This window comes from Sphingobium sp. VMM (assembly GCF_056790315.1).
The window spans coordinates 39,113-58,983 of record NZ_JBXGSI010000022.1 but is presented as its reverse complement, the minus strand read 5'-3'; the positions used below and the strand labels follow the sequence as shown (position 1 = coordinate 58,983).

The window sequence follows — 19,871 nt, the reverse complement described above, 5'->3', positions numbered from 1 at the left end:
CGATCAGCCCTGTTTCATGCCCTGGCTGGCCATCGCGAAGCTGTAGCGCAGATGGTCGAGATGGCCGGTCGGCACCGGCGGAAACAGCAACGCGTCCTGCGTGTCGCGTATCCCCTCCAGCCGATCGGCAATCTGCTCGATCGTCCAGTCGGGCTGGAACACGCCGACGGTTTCCATCGTGTAGGCCCGCGCGACGCGCCCGGCCATGGCGATCAGCATCTCGCCGCTGACCGCGCAATCCTGATGCGCGAGATAGCCGACGGCGGGCGCGACCAGTTCCGGATCCATCGGCGGATAGGCGCTGGTATCGAGACCCTCGGCCATGCGGGTGACGGCGCCGGGCAGGATGATGTTGCTCTTCACGCCATGGGCCGCCCCCTCGATCGCGGCGACGTTGGACAGGCCGATCATCCCGGCTTTGGCGACGCTGTAATTGACCACCCCGGCATTGCCGTAGAGGCCGTTGATCGATCCGGTCAGGACGATGCGGCCATAATTGGCGGCGCACATATGCGGGAAGGCGGCACGCACGACATGGAAGGCGCCGCGCAGATGGACGTCGAGCACGGTTTCGAAATCGGCATAGCTTAGCTCCGCCAGGCCGCCGCGCCGGACGATGCCGGCATTGTGGATCAGAATGTCGATGCTGCCGAAATGGTCGCGGGCAAGGTCGATCATCGCCTGCCCGCCTTCGGGCGTGGCGACGCTGTCGGTCGAGGCGATCGCCTGGCCCCCGGCGGCGCGGATTTCGTCCACCACCGACTGGGCCGGGCCAGCGTCGGTCCCCTCACCCTGCATGCTGACGCCGGGATCATTGACCACGACCTTCGCGCCGCGCGCCGCCAGCAGCAGCGCATAAGCCCGGCCAAGGCCACGCCCGGCGCCGGTGATCAGGGCGACGCGGTCGTCAAATCGCAGCATGATAGTCTCTCTCCCGGATGATGATTGGCCGGGAGCTTAGCGGCGGCGGTGCCGTCGCCCCAAGCGTGCCGCCAAATGATCGCTCAGGCGACGATCCCGGCGTCGCGCAGCCGCGCGATGGTGCCCGCGTCCATCCCCAGAAGGTCTGCGAGCACCGCATCGCTATGCTCGCCCATAACCGGCGGGGCGCTCGGCACCGGCTGCTCGGCGCCGGGGAAGCGGAAGGGACGGTTGACGATCGGGATCATGCCCAAACTCTTATGCTCGGTCTCCACCACCATGTTGCGGGCCAGCGTCTGCGGCTGGGCCAACGCCTCGCTGATGCTCAGGATCGGCGCGTGCGGCACCTGATGCGCGGCGAACAGATCGGCGAGGTCGGCCACGGTGCGGGTCTGGGTCACCGCCGACAGCAGGGCGTTCACCTCCGTCCGCCGTTCGCGCCGCTTGTCGAGCCTGTCGTAGCGCGGATCGTCGGCCAGCGCGGCCAGCCCCAGCGCGGCGCAGATCTTGCCCCAGAAATGATTGGTGAGACAGGCGATGACGATCGACCCGTCGCTGGCGGGGAAGACGCCATAGGGGACGAGATTGGGATGCTGCGATCCCTGCGGCACCGGATCCTGCCCGGTGAAGAAGCTCAATTGTGCCAGATAGCCGAGCAGGCCGATCATCCCGTCCATCAGGCTGATGTCGATCAGCCGGCCACGCCCGGTGGCATGGCGTTCGTGCAAGGCGGCGAGGATCGCGATCGGCCCGTTGATGCCGCCGACCAGATCGCCCAGCGGAATGCCGAGCTTGGTCGGCAGTCCCCCCGGCTCGCCATTGACGCTGAGCGCGCCCGACATGGCCTGCAAGACGATGTCGAAGGACGGACGATCCTTGAGCGGCCCGGTCATGCCGAAGCCGGAAATGGCGCAATAGATGAGGCCGGGGTTGATCGCCGACAGCGCCTCATAGCCAAGGCCCAGCCGGTCCATCACGCCGGGCCGGTAATTTTCGATGACGATGTCGGACTTGGCCGCCAGATCGCGGGCGATCGCCAGCCCCTCGGCGGCCTTGAGGTCGAGCACGATGCTCTTCTTGCCGCGATTGACGCTGAGGAAATAATGGCTTTCGCCTTCGCGCAGCGGCGGGAAGCTGCGGGTATCATCGCCGCTGCCGGGCGGCTCTACCTTGATCACTTCCGCGCCCAGATCGGCAAGCGCGAGCGCGGCCGAGGGGCCGGCCAGGACGCGGGTGAAATCCAGCACCCGCACCCCGGCCAGCGGCCCTGCCCATATACTCTTGTCGTGGCTGTCCATCATGCATCTTTCGGTGGGCCGTCCCATCCCAAATCCTCCCCAGGGGGAAGGAACGGCCCGCCGCGCCCGGATCAGGCCGGGCGGCTGGGCAGTTCGGCAATCGAGGTGCCGAAGGCCGAGACTTCGCCGCGATGGGTTTCCGCGCGCTGCTGGATCTCGACATATTTCTTGCCGTTCTCCTCGAACTTGCGGATCACGCTGCCGTCGATGAAGATCACGTCGCCATCGGGATTGTGGCGGCGGATCTGGCACTTGCTCTTGTGCAGGAAACCGTCGTCGCCGATCCAGTTGGTGACCTGATGGGTCAGCCAGCTGCAGCGTTCCGGACCATAGTCATAAGCGCCGGGCGCGCCGACTTCGAGCGCGAACGCTTCGTCCCAATGGACGCGTTCCGGGCAGTCGGGCACGTTGAAGCGGTTCTTGATGCCGGTGCCGGGATGCTTCTGCTGCATCTTCCACGCCAGCTTGTTGGCGCGGATATAGAGGCCGCCCCAGCCCTGCGCGTAGCAGATGAAGCCGGTGACGGTCATCGGCCCCTTCATCATGCGCGGCAGCTCGTCGCCGACCTGCACATCTTCCCAATAACGGGGCGTGGCGCCGCGAATTTCTTCCTTCTCGTACAGCTTGTACATCTCGGCCAGCTGTTCGTCGGTGAAGGGCTCCACCCGGCCACGGGCTTCGGTATATTTGGTGCCACGCTCGCGCGCTTCGTCGCGATCGGTGCGGAACACCCAGCTGTCGCCTTCGGCGACCTTGTCGCCATGCTGGTTGAAGAAATCGACATGATAGATCTGCTGGAAGCTGCGGCCGGCAAACTTGGTCTGATGCTCGATCAGATCCTTCAAATAGGCCTCGGTGCGGATGGTGTCGTTGCGCAGCACCGGCTTGTGCCAGGTCCAGTCGGCGCCCGCCCACATCGCATGGACGCCCGACAGGCCACCGCAATAGCCCGAGATGATACGACTGGTGGTGAACAGGAAACTCGGCAGCGCGACCAGCGAACCATGCTTGGTCTTTTCGGCATAGGCCGGATCGCACCACAGCGGATTATCGTCACCGATACCATGCGCATAGTGGCGGATCGCGTCGCGCGTGGCTTCGTAATTCCACGGTTCGACGGTATTCTCGATCTTGACGCCGATGCGCTTGCGCAGGTCGTCCAGCCCCTCCTCGGTGATCTTGGGGAATTTGTTCACGGGCGCGTCGGCCAATGTTGCCATCTCTCTTCTCCTGACTTCAGTTGGCGAGTTCGACCGCCTTGGCGGCCTCACGATCTCTCAAAATCTTGCGGTGGACCTTGCCGGCCGGCGTCTTGGGCAGGTCGGTCACGAATTCGACGATGCGGGGAAATTCATGCTGGGCGAGCTTTTCGCGGGTGAAGTCCTGCAGTTCGCGGACCAGCGCGTCGCTGCCGTCCCGATTGAGGATGATGAAGGCCTTCACCACCTGGCCGCGCTTGTCATCGGGCACGCCGATCACCGCGCATTCCAGCACCGCCTCATGCTTGAGCAGCGTATTCTCGATCTCGACCGCGCTCATCGTCCAGCCGGCCGAGATGATGACGTCGTCGGCGCGGCCACAATGGTAGAAATAGCCGTCAGCGTCGATCTTCGCCCGGTCCTTGGTGGTTTCCCACCGGTCGCGGCGCCACAGCATCAGCTCGCCAATCTCGCCGGGATCGCAGGCGCTGCCGTCGGGGCGCTGCACTTCCAGCCTCTGGCCCGGCACCGCCTTGCCCAGCGAACCCGGCTTCACCATGAAATCCTGTGCGCCGGGATAGTTGACCAGCACCACGCCAATCTCGGTCGTGCCGTACATGGAACAGGCCGGCACCTTGAAATGGGCGTCGATAAACTCCAGCGTCGCCGGGTCGATCGGCTCGCCGGTGTAGGACAGCTTGTCGAAATGGAAGGCGAAATCGGCGGCCCGGCCGCTATTCTTCATCATCCGATAATGGGTCGCGGCGGCCGACATGTTGGTGATGCCATAAGCGTCCAGCGCCTGCATCAGCCGCACCGGATCGAACCGGCCGGCAAAGGTGCCCGTCGTCACGCCCAGCCCCAGCGGCGCCAGCGTGCCGTGCCACAGGCCATGGCCCCAGGCCGGCGAGGAGGGGCAGAAAAACTCGTCGCCCGGCCGGATGCCGGTGCCGTAGAGGGCGGCGAACATCAACGTCACCAGCGCGCGGTGGCTGTGCTTGACCGCCTCCGGCAGTTCGCGGGTCGTGCCCGACGTATATTGGAAGACGGCCAGGTCATTGGCCTTGGTCTTCGGGCTGTAAGTCGCCGGGAAGCGGGCGAGATCGGCCAGCAATGCGTCGTCGGCGACGATCACGCGCGGCCCGTCCATGCTGCGCGCCAGCTCCGCCTTTTCGGCATTGGTGATGAGGATGGTCGGCTTGCAGTCATCGACCCGCAGCCGCAGCGCATCCGGGCCGAACAGGGTGAAGAGCGGTACCGAGATCGCGCCGGTCTGCATCGCCCCGAACAGGCAGACATAGAAGGGCAGCGAAGGCTCCAGCATGAAGGCGATGCGTTCGCCCGGCTGAATACCCTCGGCATCGAGCCAATGGGCGAAGCGCGCGGCGCCCGCCGCGATCGCGTCGAAGCTCAATATCTCGTCCCGGCCGCCATCATCACCATTGGCGGCATGAGCGATGCGCACGGCGGCGCGGCCCGATCCGTCGGCATGGCGGGTGATGCATTCATGGGCGATGTTGAGGTCTTCGCGGTCGCCGTCGAACAGACCCCACAGCGCGGCTGAGGTCGCATGTGCCTGTGCATCGGCATAGCTGCGATAGTCGGTTAGCTTCGCCATCATCCCATCCCATCGGTCCGGCATTCAACCGGGCGAACGGGTCAAACCCCCGTCGCTGCTTGCCACAAGCGATGTCACAGCGACTCATTTGTTGTAAATGGTGAATGATGTTCTATATTTCGAATGACAGCCCATCGGTGGCGCGATAGGATGACGCCATGACCGACAGCCGCACCACGCCCCGCCCGCCCTCCACCGTCCGCAAGGTCGCCAAGGCCGTGCAGGAGAGCAAGGCGCCCGCCATCGCCCGCGCCGCCGCGATCCTGCGCCTGCTGGGCAAGAGCGACCGGCCGCTCGGCGTACAGGCGATCGCCAAGGAACTGGGGCTGGTGCCCAGCACCTGCCTCTATGTGCTGCGCGCGCTGGTGGAGGAGGAACTGGTCGCCTTCGATCCCGATACCAAACGCTATGCGCTGCAGGCCGGCGTGCTGACCCTGGCCCGCAACTGGCTGCGCCGTGACGCCTTCAACGACCTTGCCCAGCCGGTGCTCGACCGGCTGGCGCAGCGCTTCGGCCTCACCATGCTGGGGGTGCAGGCGGTGGGCCTCGATCATATGATCGTCGTCGCCATGGCGCAGTCGGGCAGCGGCTTCCAACTGAGCGCTCAGGTCGGCAGCCGCTTTCCTGCCCTCATCAGCGCCACCGGCCGCTGCATCGCCGCCTTTGGCGATTATGGCGAGAAGGAACTGAAGGCGCGGTTCGACACATTGCGCTGGGACGATCCGCCGCCCTTCGCCGACTGGATGGAGCAACTGCGCCAGACCCGCGCGCAGGGCTTCGCGGTGGACGAAGGCCAATATATTGCGGGCGTCACCGTCGTCTCCGCGCCCGTATGGAAAGGCGCGGGCCGCCCGGTCCATGCGCTGGTGGCGATCGGCATCGGCGCCGCGCTGCAACGCGAGGGGCTGGGCGCATTGCAGCAGGCGCTGGTCGAGGCGGCCGCCGCGCTCAGCGAGCAGCTCAGCGGCGACCGTCCCCTACCGGCGGCGTAGCGCCAGCACACTGCCTTCGGCGTCGCCCGACACATAGAGCGTGCCGTCCGGTGCCGCCGTCACATCGGCGAAATTGATCATCGGCCCGGCCATGTCACCGATCGGTCCCAGAAATTTGGGCGTGACGCCAGCCGGCGCGCCGACCGGCAGGGCGCTGGCGATCGTCGCGCGCGCGCCGCCCGACAGGTCGGTGGCGACCAATGTCTTGGTCCGCGTATCGACGACGAACAGCTCCCCGTCATGGATCGCCAGCCCTTCCGGCCGACCGAGGCCATCGACGATCGCCTCGCTGCGACCGCCCGCGATGCGCAGCACGCGCCCCGCCCCGGCCTCGGCAACATAGGCTGTCCCGTCTGGCGCCAGCGCCACGCCCATCGGCTTGTCGAGGTCGGTGGCCAGTTCGCTGACCGCGCCATTCTCGATCGAGAGCAGCCGGCCGGTGCCATATTCGGCAATCACCACCGCGCCGCCCGGCGCGACCGCCACACCCATCAACTGGTCGAGGCCGGTGGCGAGGAAATCGCTTTCCCCTTGCCCCGGCCGATAGCGCGCCACCGCGCCAAGGCCGGTGCTGATGATCCACTCCCCCGCCTGCGCGCCCGCTGCGACACCACGCATATAGCCGGGGCAGCCGGGGTAGAAGATCATGCCGGCCAGGGTCAGCGCCTCGCCGGACCGCAGCGTATATCCGAATGTGCCGTCAGCAACGAACAACGCGCCGTCGGCGCCCATGGCGAGACCCAGCGGCCATTGCAGTGCGCGCGGCACCACCGATCGCACCTTGCCGTCGCCCAGCAATTCGGTGATCTCGCCCGGAATGCTCGACACGAAGATGCGGTCGCCGATGAAGCTGACATTGTCGAGGCCGGGGCCAAGATCGGCCAGCACTTCGCGTGTGCCGTTCACCAGGTCGAGCCGCAGCACCTGCCCGCTGGCCACCTGGGTCGTGACGATCCGCCCCTTGCTGTCGAACTTCACCGAATCCGGCACGCCCAGATCGCCGGCCACCACCTCGGGTGCGCCGCCATTCAGATCCACCCGCCATATCTCGTTGGCGCCCATCACGGGAAAATAGAGCTTGCCGTCCGGGCCTACCTGAAAGGCGTTCGCCATCGGCACATTGTCGAGGATGACGCGCGGTTCGCCGCCATCCAGATCCAGTTCCATGATCCGCGCGCCGATCCGGCATTCGCCCGCGATCAGCCGGCCCTGATGCCAGGTGATCGGGTTGGCGACCGGAATGTCGCCGCGCACCACCCGCACGTCGCCCGATGGCGTGCGCATCGCGACCCGGCCCTCGGTAATCTCGGTCAGATAGAGGTTGCCGGCATCGTCGAACACCAGATCGTCGGGGGCGACGATGGCGCCGCCCATCGCGCTGATCGTCTCGATCGCGCCGCTGTCGACATCGATCGCGCTGACCTGACTGCCACCAACCTGCGCGACATAGAGGCGCCCGTCCGGCCCGGTCGCCAGGCCATTGGCGCCGTGCAGGCGGCTGGGCGGGGTCAGCCGCGCGAGGGACCAGCCCTCGGCAGCGATAGCAGCACTGGCGGCGCCATAACGCCCGGACTGGACCGCCATCTCAGGCGTAGCCCAACAGCGACTTCACTTCGAGATATTCGAGGAAGCCATGCTCGCCCCATTCGCGGCCATTGCCGCTGCGCTTGTAGCCGCCAAAGGGGGCATGGAAATCGAACCCGCCATTGATGCTGATCCAGCCGGTGCGCATCCGTCGGGCGACGGCACGGCACTGGTCCACATCCGTGCCGCTGACATAGCCGGCAAGGCCGAAATTGCTGTCATTGGCGATATCGACCGCATGATCGATATCCTCATAGCCGATGATGACCAGCACCGGGCCGAAGATTTCCTCGCGCGCGATCACCATGTCGTTGGTGCCGACGAAGACGGTGGGCTTGACGAACCAGCCCTTGTCGATCCCGTCCGGACGACCCGCGCCACCGGCGATCAGGGTCGCGCCCTCGTCCACGCCTTTGCGGATATAATCCTGAATGATGTTGTACTGGCTCTTCGACACGACCGGGCCCATCGCGACATTGCCGGTCGGATCGCCGACCGTCACCGCGTCCGCCGCCGCCTTGGCAGCGGCCACCACTTCATCCATGCGCGATGCAGGCACCAGCAGGCGCGATCCCGCGCTGCAGGTCTGACCCGAATTGCCCATCATGCCACCGGTCGCGCCGGCGACATTGGCGGCCAGCGCATCATCGTCCAGCACGATGAAGGCGCTCTTGCCCCCCAGTTCCAGCCCGACCCGCTTGATCGTGGTCGCCGCGTCCTTCTGGATCTGGACGCCGACCGGCTCCGACCCGGTGAAGGACACCATGTCGACATCCTCATGGGTGGAAAGCACCGTGCCGATCACGCTGCCGCTGCCCTGGACCATGTTGAACACGCCCGCCGGCACGCCCGCCGTATCGAGGATTTCAGCCAGGATCTGGGCCGAGAAGGGCGCGAGTTGTGGCGGCTTCAGGATCATGGTGCAGCCAGTGGCCAGCGCCGGGAAAATCTTGACGCAGGTCTGGTTCATCGGCCAGTTCCACGGCGTGATGAGCGCGCAGACGCCGATCGGCTCGCGCGCGATCATCGTCGCGCCATGCTGTTCGTCGAACTTGAAGTCGCGCAGCACCTCGATCGCGGTCTGCAGATGCCCGGCGCCCAGCCCGACATGGAAGCCATGGGCGAGCGAGGACGGCGCGCCCATTTCCTCGATGATCGCGTCGCCCAGCTCGGCCTGACGCCGCGCATATTCGGCCTGGATGGCGAGCAGCAGGTCGAGCCGCTGTTCGCGCGTGGTCTGCGACCAGCCGGCAAAGGCCTTGCGCGCGGCGGCGACCGCCTTGTTCACGTCGGCCACGCCGCCGAGCGAGATGGTGCCGGCCACCGCCTCGGTCGCGGGGTTGATGACATCCGCGGTCTTCGGTTCGACCGGGGCGACCCACTGGCCGTCGATATAGAAGTTCCGATAGTCGCGCATGTCGATGTCCCATCCTCTCCAAAATCCTGGCCAAAGGCCAGACGGAGGGGTGTGTCCGCCGGGGTGACACCCCTCCACCGCCCGCGGCGGTCCCCCTCCCCTTATCCGGGGAGGAAGGGCGTTTTACTGGGTGCCTTCGGCATACCAGGTGCGGAATTCGGCATATTTCGGCATTTCTTCCGAATTGGCCTTGGGGTCGATCACGACATGGACGACGCCCGGCTTGCCGCTGGCATAGGCGCGCGCGATCGCCGGCTTGATGTCCTCTGCCCTGGTCACATATTCGCCGTGGCAGCCAAAGCCCTCGCCGATCTTGTCGAAGCGGACTTCCTTGCTCCAATGGGTGCCGGTCTCTTCCGTGCCCTGGCCGAAGGTGCGCTTGTAGACGCCCACTTCCAGGCCCCACTGGTTGTCCACGCCAACGACGCAGACCAGCGGCAGCTTGGTGCGCACCGCCACTTCCAGTTCGGCAATGTGGAACATGAAGCTGCTGTCGGAGGTCAGCAACAGGCCCGGACGGCTGACGCCGGTGGCCGCCTTGTCCGCCAGCATCGCGCCGGTCGCATAGGGAATGCCGGTGCCGATATGACCGAAATTCTGATTCCAGATGACGTCGTTCGGCTTGCACTGCGAATAGGTCCACTGGAAGATCACGCCGGCACCGCCGTCGCGGATCAGGATGCCGTCCTTGGGGAAGGCCTCGGTCGCTTCCACCGCCAGACGGGCGGGATGGATCGGCAGGTCGCCGGTGCCGTCGCTCTTGGTGCGCGATTCCGCCGCCAGCTCGTCCAGCTCGGCCTGGCCGTCGCGCATGAAGGCTTCCAGCATCGGCGCAGGGGCGCGCGGCGTGTCCTTCAGCGCCTCGACCAGCTGCGGCACGACGCCGCGCAGGTCGCCGACCAGCGGCACGTCGATCGGCCGGTTGACGCCGATCGCGGTGGGGTCCTGCTCGACATAGATCCACTTGCGGATCGCTTCATTCTTCATCCAGTAGCGCCACTTGCCGAAATGGACCGGCTCGCCCAGTTCAGTGCCCAGCGCCAGCACCAGATCCGATTCCGTGACTGCCTCGATCGACGCCTTGGAGAAGACGTACTGGAAAGTGCGATCTTCCAGCCCCTTGATATAGCTGGTGCCGCCCGAGGTCTGGATCACCGGGCAGTTCATCAGGTCCGCCAGTTCCTTCACCGCCGCGCCCGAGCGCGAGGTGTGGACGGCATGGCCGACCAGCAGGATCGGGTTCTTGGCCGCGCGGATCAGGTCGGCCGCTTCCTTGACCCGGTCGATGTCGGCGCCCTGGTTGACCAGGCGATAGCGGTCCGGTGCCAGTGGCGCGGGAAGGTCCAGTTCCTCCAGGATGATGTGGCTGGGATATTCGATATAGACCGGGCCGGGGGTGCCGCCCATCGCCTTGCGAATGCCCTCGCGCACGACCTCGTCGGTCTGGTCGGCATATTCGATCGAGGCGGCATATTTGACGCTATTTTCGAACAAGGGCATCTGCTTGACGAACTGGATGCGGCCGCGACGGACGCGCTGTTCGGTGACGCGGGCGCGCTGGCCCGACAGGAAGATGACCGGCGAATTTTCGACCAGCGCGCACTGGATGGCGGGCGCCATATTGGCGATGCCCGGCCCCAGCGTGCCGATCGCGACGGCGGGCTTGCCGGTGATGCGCGACGCGGCCTCGGCCATGAAGCCGGCTGCGGCTTCATGATGGGGCGCAACCACGGTCCAGCCGCGACGCTCGGCCTCCAGGAACATGTGGACGAAATTCGGGTCGGGAATGCCGAACAGCGTGTTGATGCCTTCGGCCTCGAACAGGTCCAGCATCCGCTTGTAGACCGGAGTGCCCTTCTTGTCGGTGGCGTTCACGTTGACGGCGGGCTTGGGATCGTCATAGCTCATTTGAGTAACCTCGGTGCGCCCGTACCCATGTACGTGGCTAGGTTGCGGTGGAAATTGGTGATCTTGCGTTCCTGGTGGGGGTTGGGCAGCGGCCCGCGGAAGCCGCGCGACTTCATGCCCTTCTGCACCCACTCCATGTTCGAGAAGTCCTGGGCGAGGACGGCGCCCCAGCCCTCGGCCGTGGCTTCCGTCTCTTCCCATTCGGTGACCGGCACTTCACCTTCGGGAAAGCGCTCGATCGCGTAGGATTCGAAGATGCACATGTCGGGATCGTCGCCATAGGGACGGGTGCGGTAGCAAAGGGCGAAGGTGATCCCCTGCAGCACCGACATGTTGGGAAAGACGTGCCAGGCAAGCCCCGCCTCGGCCATCACCTCGGGCGGGATTTCCGGCCAGATGACGCCGCGCGCGGCATCGTCCGCCTTGGCCGATTTCAGCCAATGGGCGATGACGTCGCCGGCCGCCGTGCCCTCGGGCAGTTCGTCGACCAGCCGGCTCGCCGCATTGACCAAAGTCTCGGTCGAGGCGGCATAGTTCAATGTCTCGTAATTTTCGCGGATCAGCTCATAGGTGGAGCGGCGCGGATCGTCGCCCTTGCCGGCGCGGGTGACGCTGCTGCTCTGGCTCATCTGGAAGGCCGGGTCGCGCTGGTCGAAACCGCTCACCCCATGCAGGCCATAAGCCGCGCTGTATGCGTAATAATCGCCATAATCGAGCAGCTGGGTATGGGTGCCCGCGACATGATAAGGCTCCATGAAAGCCTCCAGCGCGGTCTTCCAATTGGCCGGATAGACCACCCATTTGCGCCATTTGTAGCGCATCTTGTCCATTTCGAAGTGGGACAGGATGCGGCCGGCATCGCCCAGGAAATCGATCAGCGGCTCGGCATTGAGGTCCATATGGATCCAGATCCAGCCGCCCCATGTGTCGATCTTCACATCCGACAGGCGGGTGCATTCGGCATTGAGCGCGCCCTGCCAGTCCTGCGGGTCGAGGATGTAGGTGTTGTTGCCCTCGGTATCGAAGGTCCAGCCATGGAAGCCGCAGACGAAGCTGCGCCGGTTCTTGCCGCGCACCGAATGCACGTCCTTGGGCACGTCGACCAGTTGGCGGCCGCGATGCGGACAGACATTGAAGAAGGCGCGCAACGTGTCGGGCGCGGTCCGCACGATGATGATCGACTCATCGCAAATGTCGTAGGTCATCCAGTCGCCGACATCGGGCAGTTCCTCGACCCGCGCCGCCATCTGCCAGACATGGGGCCACAGCTTTTCCTTCTCCGCCAGGGCATAGTCCTTCGACAGGAATGCCTCGGTCGGGTAGGTCAGCGGCTTGGCCAGTGCCTCCACATCGATATTGTCGATCTTGCTCATGGCATCCTCCTGCAACGTCCGCGTTGCCCGATGGGTACGGCCCGCGAGTCTGCTCGCCGGGTCCGCAAGGACAATATTTTCAACCTGCCTATCGCAACTGGCGGGAGCGTCCCAAGGGAAGAGCGGCGAGCGCCACGAACCATCCCCGGGGCGATCCGGCCCATGGCTCAGGACCGCAATTCCATGCCGTCGAGATCACCCTTCGCGCGCCAGTCCTGCACCAGTTTCTGGAATGCGCCCCAGCCCGGTCCATAGCTGCGGAACAGTGCCCAGGGCGCCTTCACCTGGCCTTCATTGGTGAAATAGCTGGGGGTGCATTCCTGCTGGAAGGCGGTCATGTCGATTTCCATTTCCTCGAAATGGCGGACATAATCCTCCTGCCCCTGCAGGGTGGTCTCGACCACCTTGGCGCCCTTATCCATCACCGCATGGATGATATGGGCGATATGCTCCGCCTGGCGGCCGAACTGTTCGGTCACGCTGGCGTTGAGGCCGCCTTGGATATAGCCGATGAAGAACTGGTTGGGGAAACCATGGGTCATGGTGCCGTGCAGGGTGCGCGGGCCATTGGCCCAATGATCGTAGATGGACAGGCCATCGCGTCCCTCGACCGCATCGATGCCCCAGCGGCGCTTCAGCTCGCTCGTCACCTCGAAGCCGCTGGCGAAGATGATGCAGTCGACCTCATATTCGACGCCGCCCGACACGAAGCCCTTATCCGTGATCTTCTCCAGCCCCTTGCTGTCGGCAACGTCGATCAGCGTGACATTGGGCCGGTTGAAGGTCGGGTAGAACTCGTTGCTCGACAGCGGCCGCTTGCACAGGAAGCGATACCAGGGCTTCAGGGCCTCGGCCGTCGCCTTATCCTCGACCATCTCGTCGACGCGGGCGCGCAGCCGCTCCATCACGCGATAATCGACCACCTCGCGCTTGGCCATGAACTGCTCGATCGACATTTCCGGCCAGCCTTCGGCTTCCAGTTCGGCCGACAGGTTGCGGGCGATCTCGGTCCAGATGTCGCAGATCAGGTCCGGCTCGCCCGGTGCGAAGGATTCCATCGCGGCGCGGTGGAAATTGGCCTGGCGATCGGCCTGCCAGCCGGGTTGGAGCGACGCCGCCCAGTCGGTATCGGTTGCCGGATTGGGCCTCTCGTCCACGGTCGATGGCGTGCGCTGGATGACATAGAGCTGCTTGGCGTAGCGGCCGAGATAGGGCACCGCCTGGATCGCGGTCGCGCCGGTGCCGATGATGGCAACCCGCTTGTCGGCCAGTTTGTCGAGCACCGGATTGGCGTAGCTGCCGCCGCTATACTCATAGTCCCAGCGGGCAGTGTGGAAGATCTTGCCCTTGAAGCTGTTGATGCCGGCGATGCCGGGCAGCTTGGGCATGTTGAGCACGCCGCAACCCATCACCACGAAGCGGGCCAGCAGTTCGTCGCCCCGACTGGTGCCGACGCGCCAGCGCTGGATCGACTCGTCCCATTTCAGCGAGGTGATGAGGGTGTGGAACAGCGCCTTGTCGGCGAAACCGAAGCTTTCGGCGATCTGGCGGCAATAGGCCTGGATCTCCGCGCCGTCGGCGAATTTCTTCGACGGCATGAAGCCGGTTTCTTCCAGCAGCGGCAGATAGCAATAGGCGTCATTGTCGCACTGGATGCCGGGATAGCGATTCCAGTACCAGACGCCGCCGAAATCGCCGCCATGGTCGATATTGCGGAAATTGGTGACGCCCTGCCTGGTCAGGTGATATCCGGCAAGCAGGCCGGCAAAGCCCGCGCCCAGCACGACGACATCCAGTTCCTCGACGATCGGATCGCGTGCGACGACCGGCATATGCGGGTCGACGTCATAGCTGTGCGTCGTGTCGTCGGTGGTCGGCTGATATTGGCCTTCCCGGTCGGCGCGCATCCGCTTGTCGCGCTCGGCGCGATATTTCTCGCGCAGGGTCGGGATATCGAATGTGTCAGCCGCAGGCGTCTGCGTCGGCTTGCAGGTCATGACCTCTCCTGGGGATCGCTGTTCTCGCCATTTTGTTAATCAACACATATGTTGACTTGCAATGGCGGAGCGGCGGGCCGGCGCTGTTAGCGCTGTGGCGATCCCTTGGCGGCCTTCTGGCCGCGACGCTGCCCCGAAAATGGGCAGTCAGCGGGAGAGGTAGTCAGTCGTCAGCTGGCGCGCCGATCAGGCGGCGCGGGCCAGCTTTTCTTCCTTGGCGACCGGGAAGGTCACGACGTCGGCCGAAACCGGCTCGGCAGCGGGGGTCAGCGCGGCGATATAACGCTCGGCGGTGACGACGTCCCGGCGATAGGCGAAATAGAGCGAGATGAGCGAAAACATAAGAACCTCAGACAAGAATATTGCTGCGTCGCAGCATCGAGGTTCATCTGGTCCTCCCCGGCTTTTTTCGCAAATGCAAAGGCGCCAAGGCCAGTTGCACGAAACGCCATCGACCGGTTGCGCGCCTTGCAACGGCAACCGGTCGATCGCGATCAGACCCGGCCAGTGATCGGGATCAGCGCGCCGGTGATCGGCGCAGCGGCGGGCGACAGCAGGAAGGCGATCACCCCTCCCAACGCCTCGGGCGAGACCCAGCGGCTGGCATCCGCGTCGGGCATGTCGGCGCGGTTGGCCGGCGTGTCGATGATGCTGGGCAGCACCGCATTCACGCGCACGCCCGCATCCTTCAGTTCTTCGGCCAGCGCTTCGGTCAGGCGCGCCACGCCGGCCTTGGACGCGGCATAGGCGCCCATGCCGGCCGCCGCCTTAACCGAGGCCGCCGCGCCGATATTGACGATCGCCCCGCCGCCATCGCGCAGCAGCGGCAACAGCGCGCGAGTCGCGATCAGCGTGGTGCGGACATTCATGCCATAGAGCCGGTCCCAGGTGGCGACAGAGCCATCCTCCACCGTCTCCCAGCTGAAACCGCCGGCAATATTAACCAGCGCGTCGAGGCCGCCCAGCGCTTCGCCGATCTTGTCCGCCGCGCCGGCCACCGCCTGCTCGTCGGACAGGTCAACGCCGCCCAGCGCCAGGTCGACGCCATCGGCCGGCACATCGCCCAGATCGATACCCGCCACCGTCCAGCCGGCCGCGCGCAGCACCTGCACCGCCGCCCGGCCCAGCGCACCGGCCGCGCCGGTTACCGCCACCACTCCCGCCATCATCATCCCCTTTCGATAGTCTGCGTCAGATCCCGGACATGCACAGATATTTGATCTCGACATAGTCCTCGATGCCATGGCGCGATCCTTCGCGGCCCATGCCCGATTCCTTGATGCCGCCGAACGGCGCCACTTCGGTCGAGATAAGGCCGGTGTTGATGCCGACCATGCCGACCTCCAGCGCCTCGCCCACGCGCCAGGCGCGCGACAGGTCGCGGGTGTAGAAATAGCCCGACAGGCCGACCTCGGTGGCGTTGGCCAGCGCCACCGCTTCCTCTTCCGTGTCGAACAGGAAGAGCGCGGCGAGCGGCCCGAACGTCTCCTCGTCGGCCAGCTTCATCTCCGGCGTGCAGCCGCTGATGATGGTCGGCTCGAAGAAGCTGTGGCCCAGCGCGTGGCGATGCCCGCCACTCACCAGCGTGCCGCCCTTGGCTAGCGCGTCGGCGACATGTTCCTCGACCTTCTCCACCGCCTTCTCGTCGATCAGCGGCCCCTGGGTCACGCCGGCTTGCGTGCCCGGCCCGACCTTCAGCTTCGCGACGGCGGCCTTCAGCTTCTCGGCAAAGGCCGGCGCGACATCGCGCTGGACCAGGATGCGGTTGACGCAGACGCAGGTCTGGCCGCTGTTGCGATATTTGGACGCGATCGCGCCGTCGACCGCCGCATCCAGATCGGCGTCGGCAAAGACGATGAAGGGCGCATTACCGCCCAGTTCCATCGACAGCTTCTTCATCGTCGGCGCGCATTGCGCCATCAGCGTCTTGCCGACCTCGGTCGATCCGGTGAAGCTCAGCTTGCGCACCAGCGGGTTGCCGGTCAGTTCCGCGCCGATCACCCGCGACGATCCGGTGACGACGTTTAACACGCCCCTGGGCACGCCCGCCCGTTCGGCCAGAACGGCGAGCGCCAGCGCGGTCAGCGGCGTCTGGGTGGCGGGCTTCAAGACCATGGTGCAGCCTGCCGCCAGCGCCGGTGCCGCCTTGCGCGTGATCATCGCGGCGGGGAAATTCCACGGCGTGATCGCGGCGACCACGCCGACCGGCTGCTTGATGACGACGATGCGGCTGTCGGCGCGATGGCTGGGAATGATCTCGCCATAGATGCGCTTGGCCTCTTCGCCGAACCATTCGATGAAGCTGGCCGCATAGGCGATCTCGCCCTTGGCCTCGGTCAGCGCCTTGCCCTGTTCGCGGGTCAGGATCATCGCCAGATCATCCTGATGTTCGATCAGCAGTTCGAACCAGCGGCGTAATATGCGCGAGCGTTCGGCCGCCGTCTTCGCCTTCCACTCTGGCAGTGCCGCCTCGGCCGCCTCGATCGCCGCGCGCGTGCCCGCCTCGTCGATCGCGGGAATGCCGGCCAGCCGCTCATCCGTCGCGGGATCGGTCACGTCGATGCTGGCGGCGCCGATCCACTGGCCGTCGACATAGCATTGTTCGCGCAGCAGGCTGGGGTCGGCAAGGGCTATGGTCATCGGATCACCTTCTTCGGCAGGATGTAGGGCAGCGGGCGCAGGGCGCACCCGTCGCTGCGTCCAACGCAGCATGGCCCCATTTCGATGCGAAGGTGGGATGCGCGGCAGGCGGCGTCAACGTGGACAGAATGTCCCCGCCCAAGGATCGACACCGCGATGCGCGCTATTGGGGAATATGCGGCGCCCGCCGGTTGACCAGCGGCCGCTGATAGGAAGGATCGCTCTTGTCCCGTGCCGGCGCACCATTGGCATGCAGGTCCGCTATGTCGCCAAAAGGTAGCGGCAGCGTCGGCACCAGCCCGGACCATTCGATCATGTTGGTGCGCAGCACAATCTTCCACTGGCCATCGCGCCGTTCCAGCCGGTCGAGATAGCGGCCCCCGGCGATCCAGTTGCTCTCGTCCCGGTTGCGGCCGACGAACAGATAATAGGTTTCGGCATGGGCGCTGTCGCCATCGATATCGATCGTCATGTTGAGCAGATTATGATGGGTCGCCACCTGCCCGCCCTCGTGCAGGGCGCTGGCCCAGGCATAGAGCGCATCGGGCGCGCCGACGAAGCTGCCCGCCGCGACGGTGGCATCGTCATGAAAGGCCGACAGGAACAGGCTGCGGTCGAACCGGTCCATGCCCCGGCTGAACCGGGTCAGGCAGTCGACAACATCCTGCCGGTCGAGCAGCGCATCCATCCGCGCCTGGCGATCCGCGGCCATCCTATGCCTCCGTCCGCGGAGCGATCGGCTGCCAGATCGGCGCGCCGCGCTCGGCCCGCAGCGACGGGATGGTCTTCCCGTCGACATCGGTGATGCCATAATCCTGTGCCAGCTCGGCGGTGATGAAGGTGCCGCCCGATCGCGCCATGATCGCCGAATCGGCCAGCAGCGCGGCAATCACCCGGCCGGGAAATTCAGGCGAGCAGCCGACCAGCGGATTGGTGACGGTCAGCGCCTTCATCGCCGGATTGGCGGCGATGTTGCGCCGGGCCCGCTCGGTCATGGTCAGCCCCTGCCATAGCGAGAGCGAGGCGACGCCATGGGGCTGCAGCTCGATCGCCATGTCCCGCGCCATCCGGTCGACCGCCGACTTGGCAGTGCCGAACACGACGCCATAGGTGTAGGTGACCCCGACATAGCCCGATATCGCCACGATCAGCCCCGATCCCTGCGGCACCATCATCTGCGCGGCATGGCGCGCCGCGACGAAGTTGGAGCGCACGCCGACATCGACCATGTCCCAGTTGGACAAAGGCTTTTCCCAGAAGCTGCCCGGCACGGTCAGATCCTCAGGGATCGCAAAGGCATTGTTGACCAGCAGGTCGAGCCGCCCCTGTTCGCGCTGCACCTGGTCGAACAGGGCCGCCACCTGCGCGTCGTCGCCATGATCGACCTGCACCGCGATGCCGCGGCCACCGCGCGCATCGCATTGCGCCGCCGTCTCGCCGACCGTGCCGGGCAATTCATGGTCGCCCGCCTTGACCGTGCGCCCGGTGACATAGACGGTCGCGCCCTGCTCGGCGAGCGCCAGCGCCATCCCCTTGCCGATGCCCCGGCTCGCGCCGGTGACGATCGCGACCTTGCCGTCCAGCGGTTTCATGATCCTCTCCCTCAGTCGGTTTCGCGCGCAAAGAAGCGCACGCTGTGATCGCCGTTCGCGCGGCCAGTGAAATGCGGCGCGCTGAACGCCATGCCCATCACCCCCTGGTTCCAGTCGGCCGATGCGCCGATATCCTGCACCCAGTCATAGAGCATGGTGCGCCGCGCGATCCGCCACTGGCCCTCGCGCCGTTCGAAAATGTCGAGATAGCGGCCGCCGATCATGACGTCGCGCTGCGCATCGCCCATGTCGATGCGATGATAGGATTGCACCTGCGTCTCGACCCGCGCCGTGTCGCCCGCCAGATCGATGACGCTCTGCCCCAGCAGATGCTGGGTGCAGAGGATCGCATCGGCACCGGGCACCACCCAGGCGAGATAGGCGTCAAAATCGCCGGCGAACACGCCATAGTCGGTGCTGCCGTCCGGCCAGCAACAGGCCCGGATCAGATCGGCGTCGCGCCGGTCCTCACCCCGCGCCAGCCGGGCGAGGCAATCGCGGATCGCCTCCCGGTCCAGCATCGCCTGCAATGGCATGGCGGCAATCTCCATCCGGCCCTCTCCTTCCCGCCCGTCATGGCGGGCTGTCTGTCCATGGGCCGGTCATAGGCGCGCGCCATGGCGCGTCGCTTGACCAATTTAGACAGGAGAGAAGCGGGCGTCCTCAGCCGCGCGGGGCGAGGCCGGCAATCAGCAGGTCGACCTGCGCCATCGCGATCGCCTCGGCGCTCATCGCGCCTGCCGGATCGCGCCAGCGCGCCGCCCAGTTGAGCGCGCCGGCCAAAGTGAAGGCCGCCAGCTTCACGTCGACCGGGGCGATCGACCCGTCCGCCACCGCGTCGGCGATCAGCCCGCGCATGGCCAGGTCGATGTCGCGCTTGCGCGATCGGAACAGGATCGCGCCTTCGGCCGACAGGCATTCGTCACCCGTCCGCACCACGCAGGCGCCAAAATCATCCATGATCACCGCGCCATAGCGGCGCAGGAAATAGCCGAGCCGGGCCAGACCATTGCCTTCCCCCGCGCGGGCCTCATCGGCCGCCGCGCGCAGCATTTCCAGGCCGCGGGTGACGCATTCGATCAGCACCTGCTCCTTGTTGCCCAGATAATGATAGATGGTCGGCTTGCTGATCCCCAGGCTCGCGGCGACATCGTCCAGCGAGGTCGCATGGAAGCCGCGCGCGTTGAACATGCGCACCGCCGCGCGCAGCACCGCCTCGCGCTTTTCCTCCCGCTCGCGCGCCTTCTCCTCCCGCGTGCGGAAGGGAGACGGGATCGCCACTGCGCTTTTCGCCGACACTCGCTGTTCCTCCATGCCGCCTGTTGACAAGAA

The 19,871-nt window shown here is 65.8% G+C and carries 17 protein-coding genes; 1 reads left to right on the top strand and 16 read right to left on the bottom strand.

Going from position 1 to position 19,871, the window contains the following annotated elements; translation table 11 throughout:
• Nucleotides 1–3: 3 nt before the first annotated feature.
• From ACUCV3_RS22755 to ACUCV3_RS22740, 4 genes are all read right to left on the bottom strand, one after another.
• Nucleotides 4–921 carry an SDR family NAD(P)-dependent oxidoreductase gene (locus ACUCV3_RS22755; protein ID WP_279728853.1) on the bottom strand — a complete coding sequence of 306 codons (918 nt, stop codon included), beginning with the start codon at nt 919–921 and terminating at the stop codon, nt 4–6.
• Nucleotides 922–1,004: 83 nt separating this feature from the next.
• Nucleotides 1,005–2,222 carry a CaiB/BaiF CoA transferase family protein gene (locus tag ACUCV3_RS22750; RefSeq protein WP_279728852.1) on the bottom strand — a complete coding sequence of 406 codons (1,218 nt, stop codon included), beginning with the start codon at nt 2,220–2,222 and terminating at the stop codon, nt 1,005–1,007.
• A gap of 68 nt (nt 2,223–2,290) precedes the next feature.
• On the bottom strand, nt 2,291–3,439 hold the full coding sequence (locus ACUCV3_RS22745; RefSeq protein WP_279728851.1) for an FAS1-like dehydratase domain-containing protein: 1,149 nt from the start codon (nt 3,437–3,439) through the stop codon (nt 2,291–2,293).
• A 16-nt stretch (nt 3,440–3,455) separates the two neighbouring features.
• The gene (locus ACUCV3_RS22740; RefSeq protein WP_482241165.1) at nt 3,456–5,039 is read right to left on the bottom strand and encodes an acetate--CoA ligase; all 1,584 of its coding nucleotides are present in this window, start codon (nt 5,037–5,039) and stop codon (nt 3,456–3,458) included.
• A 155-nt stretch (nt 5,040–5,194) separates the two neighbouring features.
• On the opposite strand from ACUCV3_RS22740, the gene ACUCV3_RS22735 reads away from it, so the two are divergent.
• Nucleotides 5,195–6,028 carry an IclR family transcriptional regulator gene (locus ACUCV3_RS22735; protein WP_097384860.1) on the top strand — a complete coding sequence of 278 codons (834 nt, stop codon included), beginning with the start codon at nt 5,195–5,197 and terminating at the stop codon, nt 6,026–6,028.
• Here ACUCV3_RS22735 and ACUCV3_RS22730 read toward each other — a convergent pair.
• From ACUCV3_RS22730 to ACUCV3_RS22675, 12 genes are all read right to left on the bottom strand, one after another.
• The gene (locus ACUCV3_RS22730; RefSeq protein WP_279728850.1) at nt 6,014–7,612 is read right to left on the bottom strand and encodes an SMP-30/gluconolactonase/LRE family protein; all 1,599 of its coding nucleotides are present in this window, start codon (nt 7,610–7,612) and stop codon (nt 6,014–6,016) included. The two genes, ACUCV3_RS22735 and ACUCV3_RS22730, sit on opposite strands and share 15 nt — an antisense overlap.
• Nucleotide 7,613: 1 nt before the next feature.
• Complete coding sequence (locus ACUCV3_RS22725) at nt 7,614–9,029, bottom strand: aldehyde dehydrogenase family protein (RefSeq protein WP_482241164.1); 1,416 nt, start codon at nt 9,027–9,029, stop codon at nt 7,614–7,616.
• A 123-nt stretch (nt 9,030–9,152) separates the two neighbouring features.
• On the bottom strand, nt 9,153–10,937 hold the full coding sequence (locus ACUCV3_RS22720; protein ID WP_279728848.1) for a thiamine pyrophosphate-binding protein: 1,785 nt from the start codon (nt 10,935–10,937) through the stop codon (nt 9,153–9,155).
• A complete protein-coding gene (locus ACUCV3_RS22715) occupies nt 10,934–12,310 on the bottom strand; it encodes an aromatic ring-hydroxylating oxygenase subunit alpha (RefSeq protein ID WP_048939217.1) in 1,377 nt (458 codons plus the stop codon). Before ACUCV3_RS22715 ends, ACUCV3_RS22720 begins: the two co-directional genes overlap by 4 nt.
• 167 nt (nt 12,311–12,477) lie before the next feature.
• Nucleotides 12,478–14,307 (bottom strand): flavin-containing monooxygenase, encoded by a 1,830-nt coding sequence (locus ACUCV3_RS22710; RefSeq protein WP_279728847.1) that lies wholly within the window; start codon nt 14,305–14,307, stop codon nt 12,478–12,480.
• 186 nt (nt 14,308–14,493) lie between these two features.
• Entirely contained in the window at nt 14,494–14,664 is a 171-nt protein-coding gene (locus ACUCV3_RS22705) for a hypothetical protein (protein ID WP_155276487.1), read from the bottom strand.
• A 137-nt stretch (nt 14,665–14,801) separates the two neighbouring features.
• Nucleotides 14,802–15,479 (bottom strand): SDR family NAD(P)-dependent oxidoreductase, encoded by a 678-nt coding sequence (locus tag ACUCV3_RS22700; protein WP_482241163.1) that lies wholly within the window; start codon nt 15,477–15,479, stop codon nt 14,802–14,804.
• A 19-nt stretch (nt 15,480–15,498) separates the two neighbouring features.
• On the bottom strand, nt 15,499–16,947 hold the full coding sequence (locus ACUCV3_RS22695) for an NAD-dependent succinate-semialdehyde dehydrogenase (RefSeq protein ID WP_279728846.1): 1,449 nt from the start codon (nt 16,945–16,947) through the stop codon (nt 15,499–15,501).
• Nucleotides 16,948–17,110: 163 nt separating this feature from the next.
• Entirely contained in the window at nt 17,111–17,659 is a 549-nt protein-coding gene (locus ACUCV3_RS22690) for a nuclear transport factor 2 family protein (protein WP_279728845.1), read from the bottom strand.
• A gap of 1 nt (nt 17,660) precedes the next feature.
• Nucleotides 17,661–18,539: an SDR family NAD(P)-dependent oxidoreductase gene (locus ACUCV3_RS22685; RefSeq protein WP_279728844.1), complete on the bottom strand. Its 879-nt coding sequence runs from the start codon at nt 18,537–18,539 to the stop codon at nt 17,661–17,663.
• 11 nt (nt 18,540–18,550) lie between these two features.
• Nucleotides 18,551–19,090 (bottom strand): nuclear transport factor 2 family protein, encoded by a 540-nt coding sequence (locus tag ACUCV3_RS22680; RefSeq protein ID WP_279728843.1) that lies wholly within the window; start codon nt 19,088–19,090, stop codon nt 18,551–18,553.
• A gap of 112 nt (nt 19,091–19,202) precedes the next feature.
• Entirely contained in the window at nt 19,203–19,838 is a 636-nt protein-coding gene (locus ACUCV3_RS22675; protein ID WP_048939218.1) for a TetR/AcrR family transcriptional regulator, read from the bottom strand.
• Between the last annotated feature and the right edge of the window lie 33 nt (nt 19,839–19,871).

Bases quoted from the DNA above. Each gene is read 5' to 3' on its own strand.
- ACUCV3_RS22685 (WP_279728844.1), bottom strand. From the start codon at position 18,539: ATGAAACCGCTGGACGGCAAGGTCGCGATCGTCACCGGCGCGAGCCGG.
- ACUCV3_RS22720 (WP_279728848.1), bottom strand. From the start codon at position 10,937: ATGAGCTATGACGATCCCAAGCCCGCCGTCAACGTGAACGCCACCGAC.
- ACUCV3_RS22690 (WP_279728845.1), bottom strand. From the start codon at position 17,659: ATGGCCGCGGATCGCCAGGCGCGGATGGATGCGCTGCTCGACCGGCAG.
- ACUCV3_RS22740 (WP_482241165.1), bottom strand. From the start codon at position 5,039: ATGATGGCGAAGCTAACCGACTATCGCAGCTATGCCGATGCACAGGCA.
- ACUCV3_RS22680 (WP_279728843.1), bottom strand. From the start codon at position 19,090: ATGGAGATTGCCGCCATGCCATTGCAGGCGATGCTGGACCGGGAGGCG.
- ACUCV3_RS22710 (WP_279728847.1), bottom strand. From the start codon at position 14,307: ATGACCTGCAAGCCGACGCAGACGCCTGCGGCTGACACATTCGATATC.
- ACUCV3_RS22700 (WP_482241163.1), bottom strand. From the start codon at position 15,479: ATGATGATGGCGGGAGTGGTGGCGGTAACCGGCGCGGCCGGTGCGCTG.
- ACUCV3_RS22750 (WP_279728852.1), bottom strand. From the start codon at position 2,222: ATGATGGACAGCCACGACAAGAGTATATGGGCAGGGCCGCTGGCCGGG.
- ACUCV3_RS22725 (WP_482241164.1), bottom strand. From the start codon at position 9,029: ATGCGCGACTATCGGAACTTCTATATCGACGGCCAGTGGGTCGCCCCG.
- ACUCV3_RS22715 (WP_048939217.1), bottom strand. From the start codon at position 12,310: ATGAGCAAGATCGACAATATCGATGTGGAGGCACTGGCCAAGCCGCTG.
- ACUCV3_RS22695 (WP_279728846.1), bottom strand. From the start codon at position 16,947: ATGACCATAGCCCTTGCCGACCCCAGCCTGCTGCGCGAACAATGCTAT.
- ACUCV3_RS22730 (WP_279728850.1), bottom strand. From the start codon at position 7,612: ATGGCGGTCCAGTCCGGGCGTTATGGCGCCGCCAGTGCTGCTATCGCT.
- ACUCV3_RS22755 (WP_279728853.1), bottom strand. From the start codon at position 921: ATGCTGCGATTTGACGACCGCGTCGCCCTGATCACCGGCGCCGGGCGT.
- ACUCV3_RS22745 (WP_279728851.1), bottom strand. From the start codon at position 3,439: ATGGCAACATTGGCCGACGCGCCCGTGAACAAATTCCCCAAGATCACC.
- ACUCV3_RS22735 (WP_097384860.1), top strand. From the start codon at position 5,195: ATGACCGACAGCCGCACCACGCCCCGCCCGCCCTCCACCGTCCGCAAG.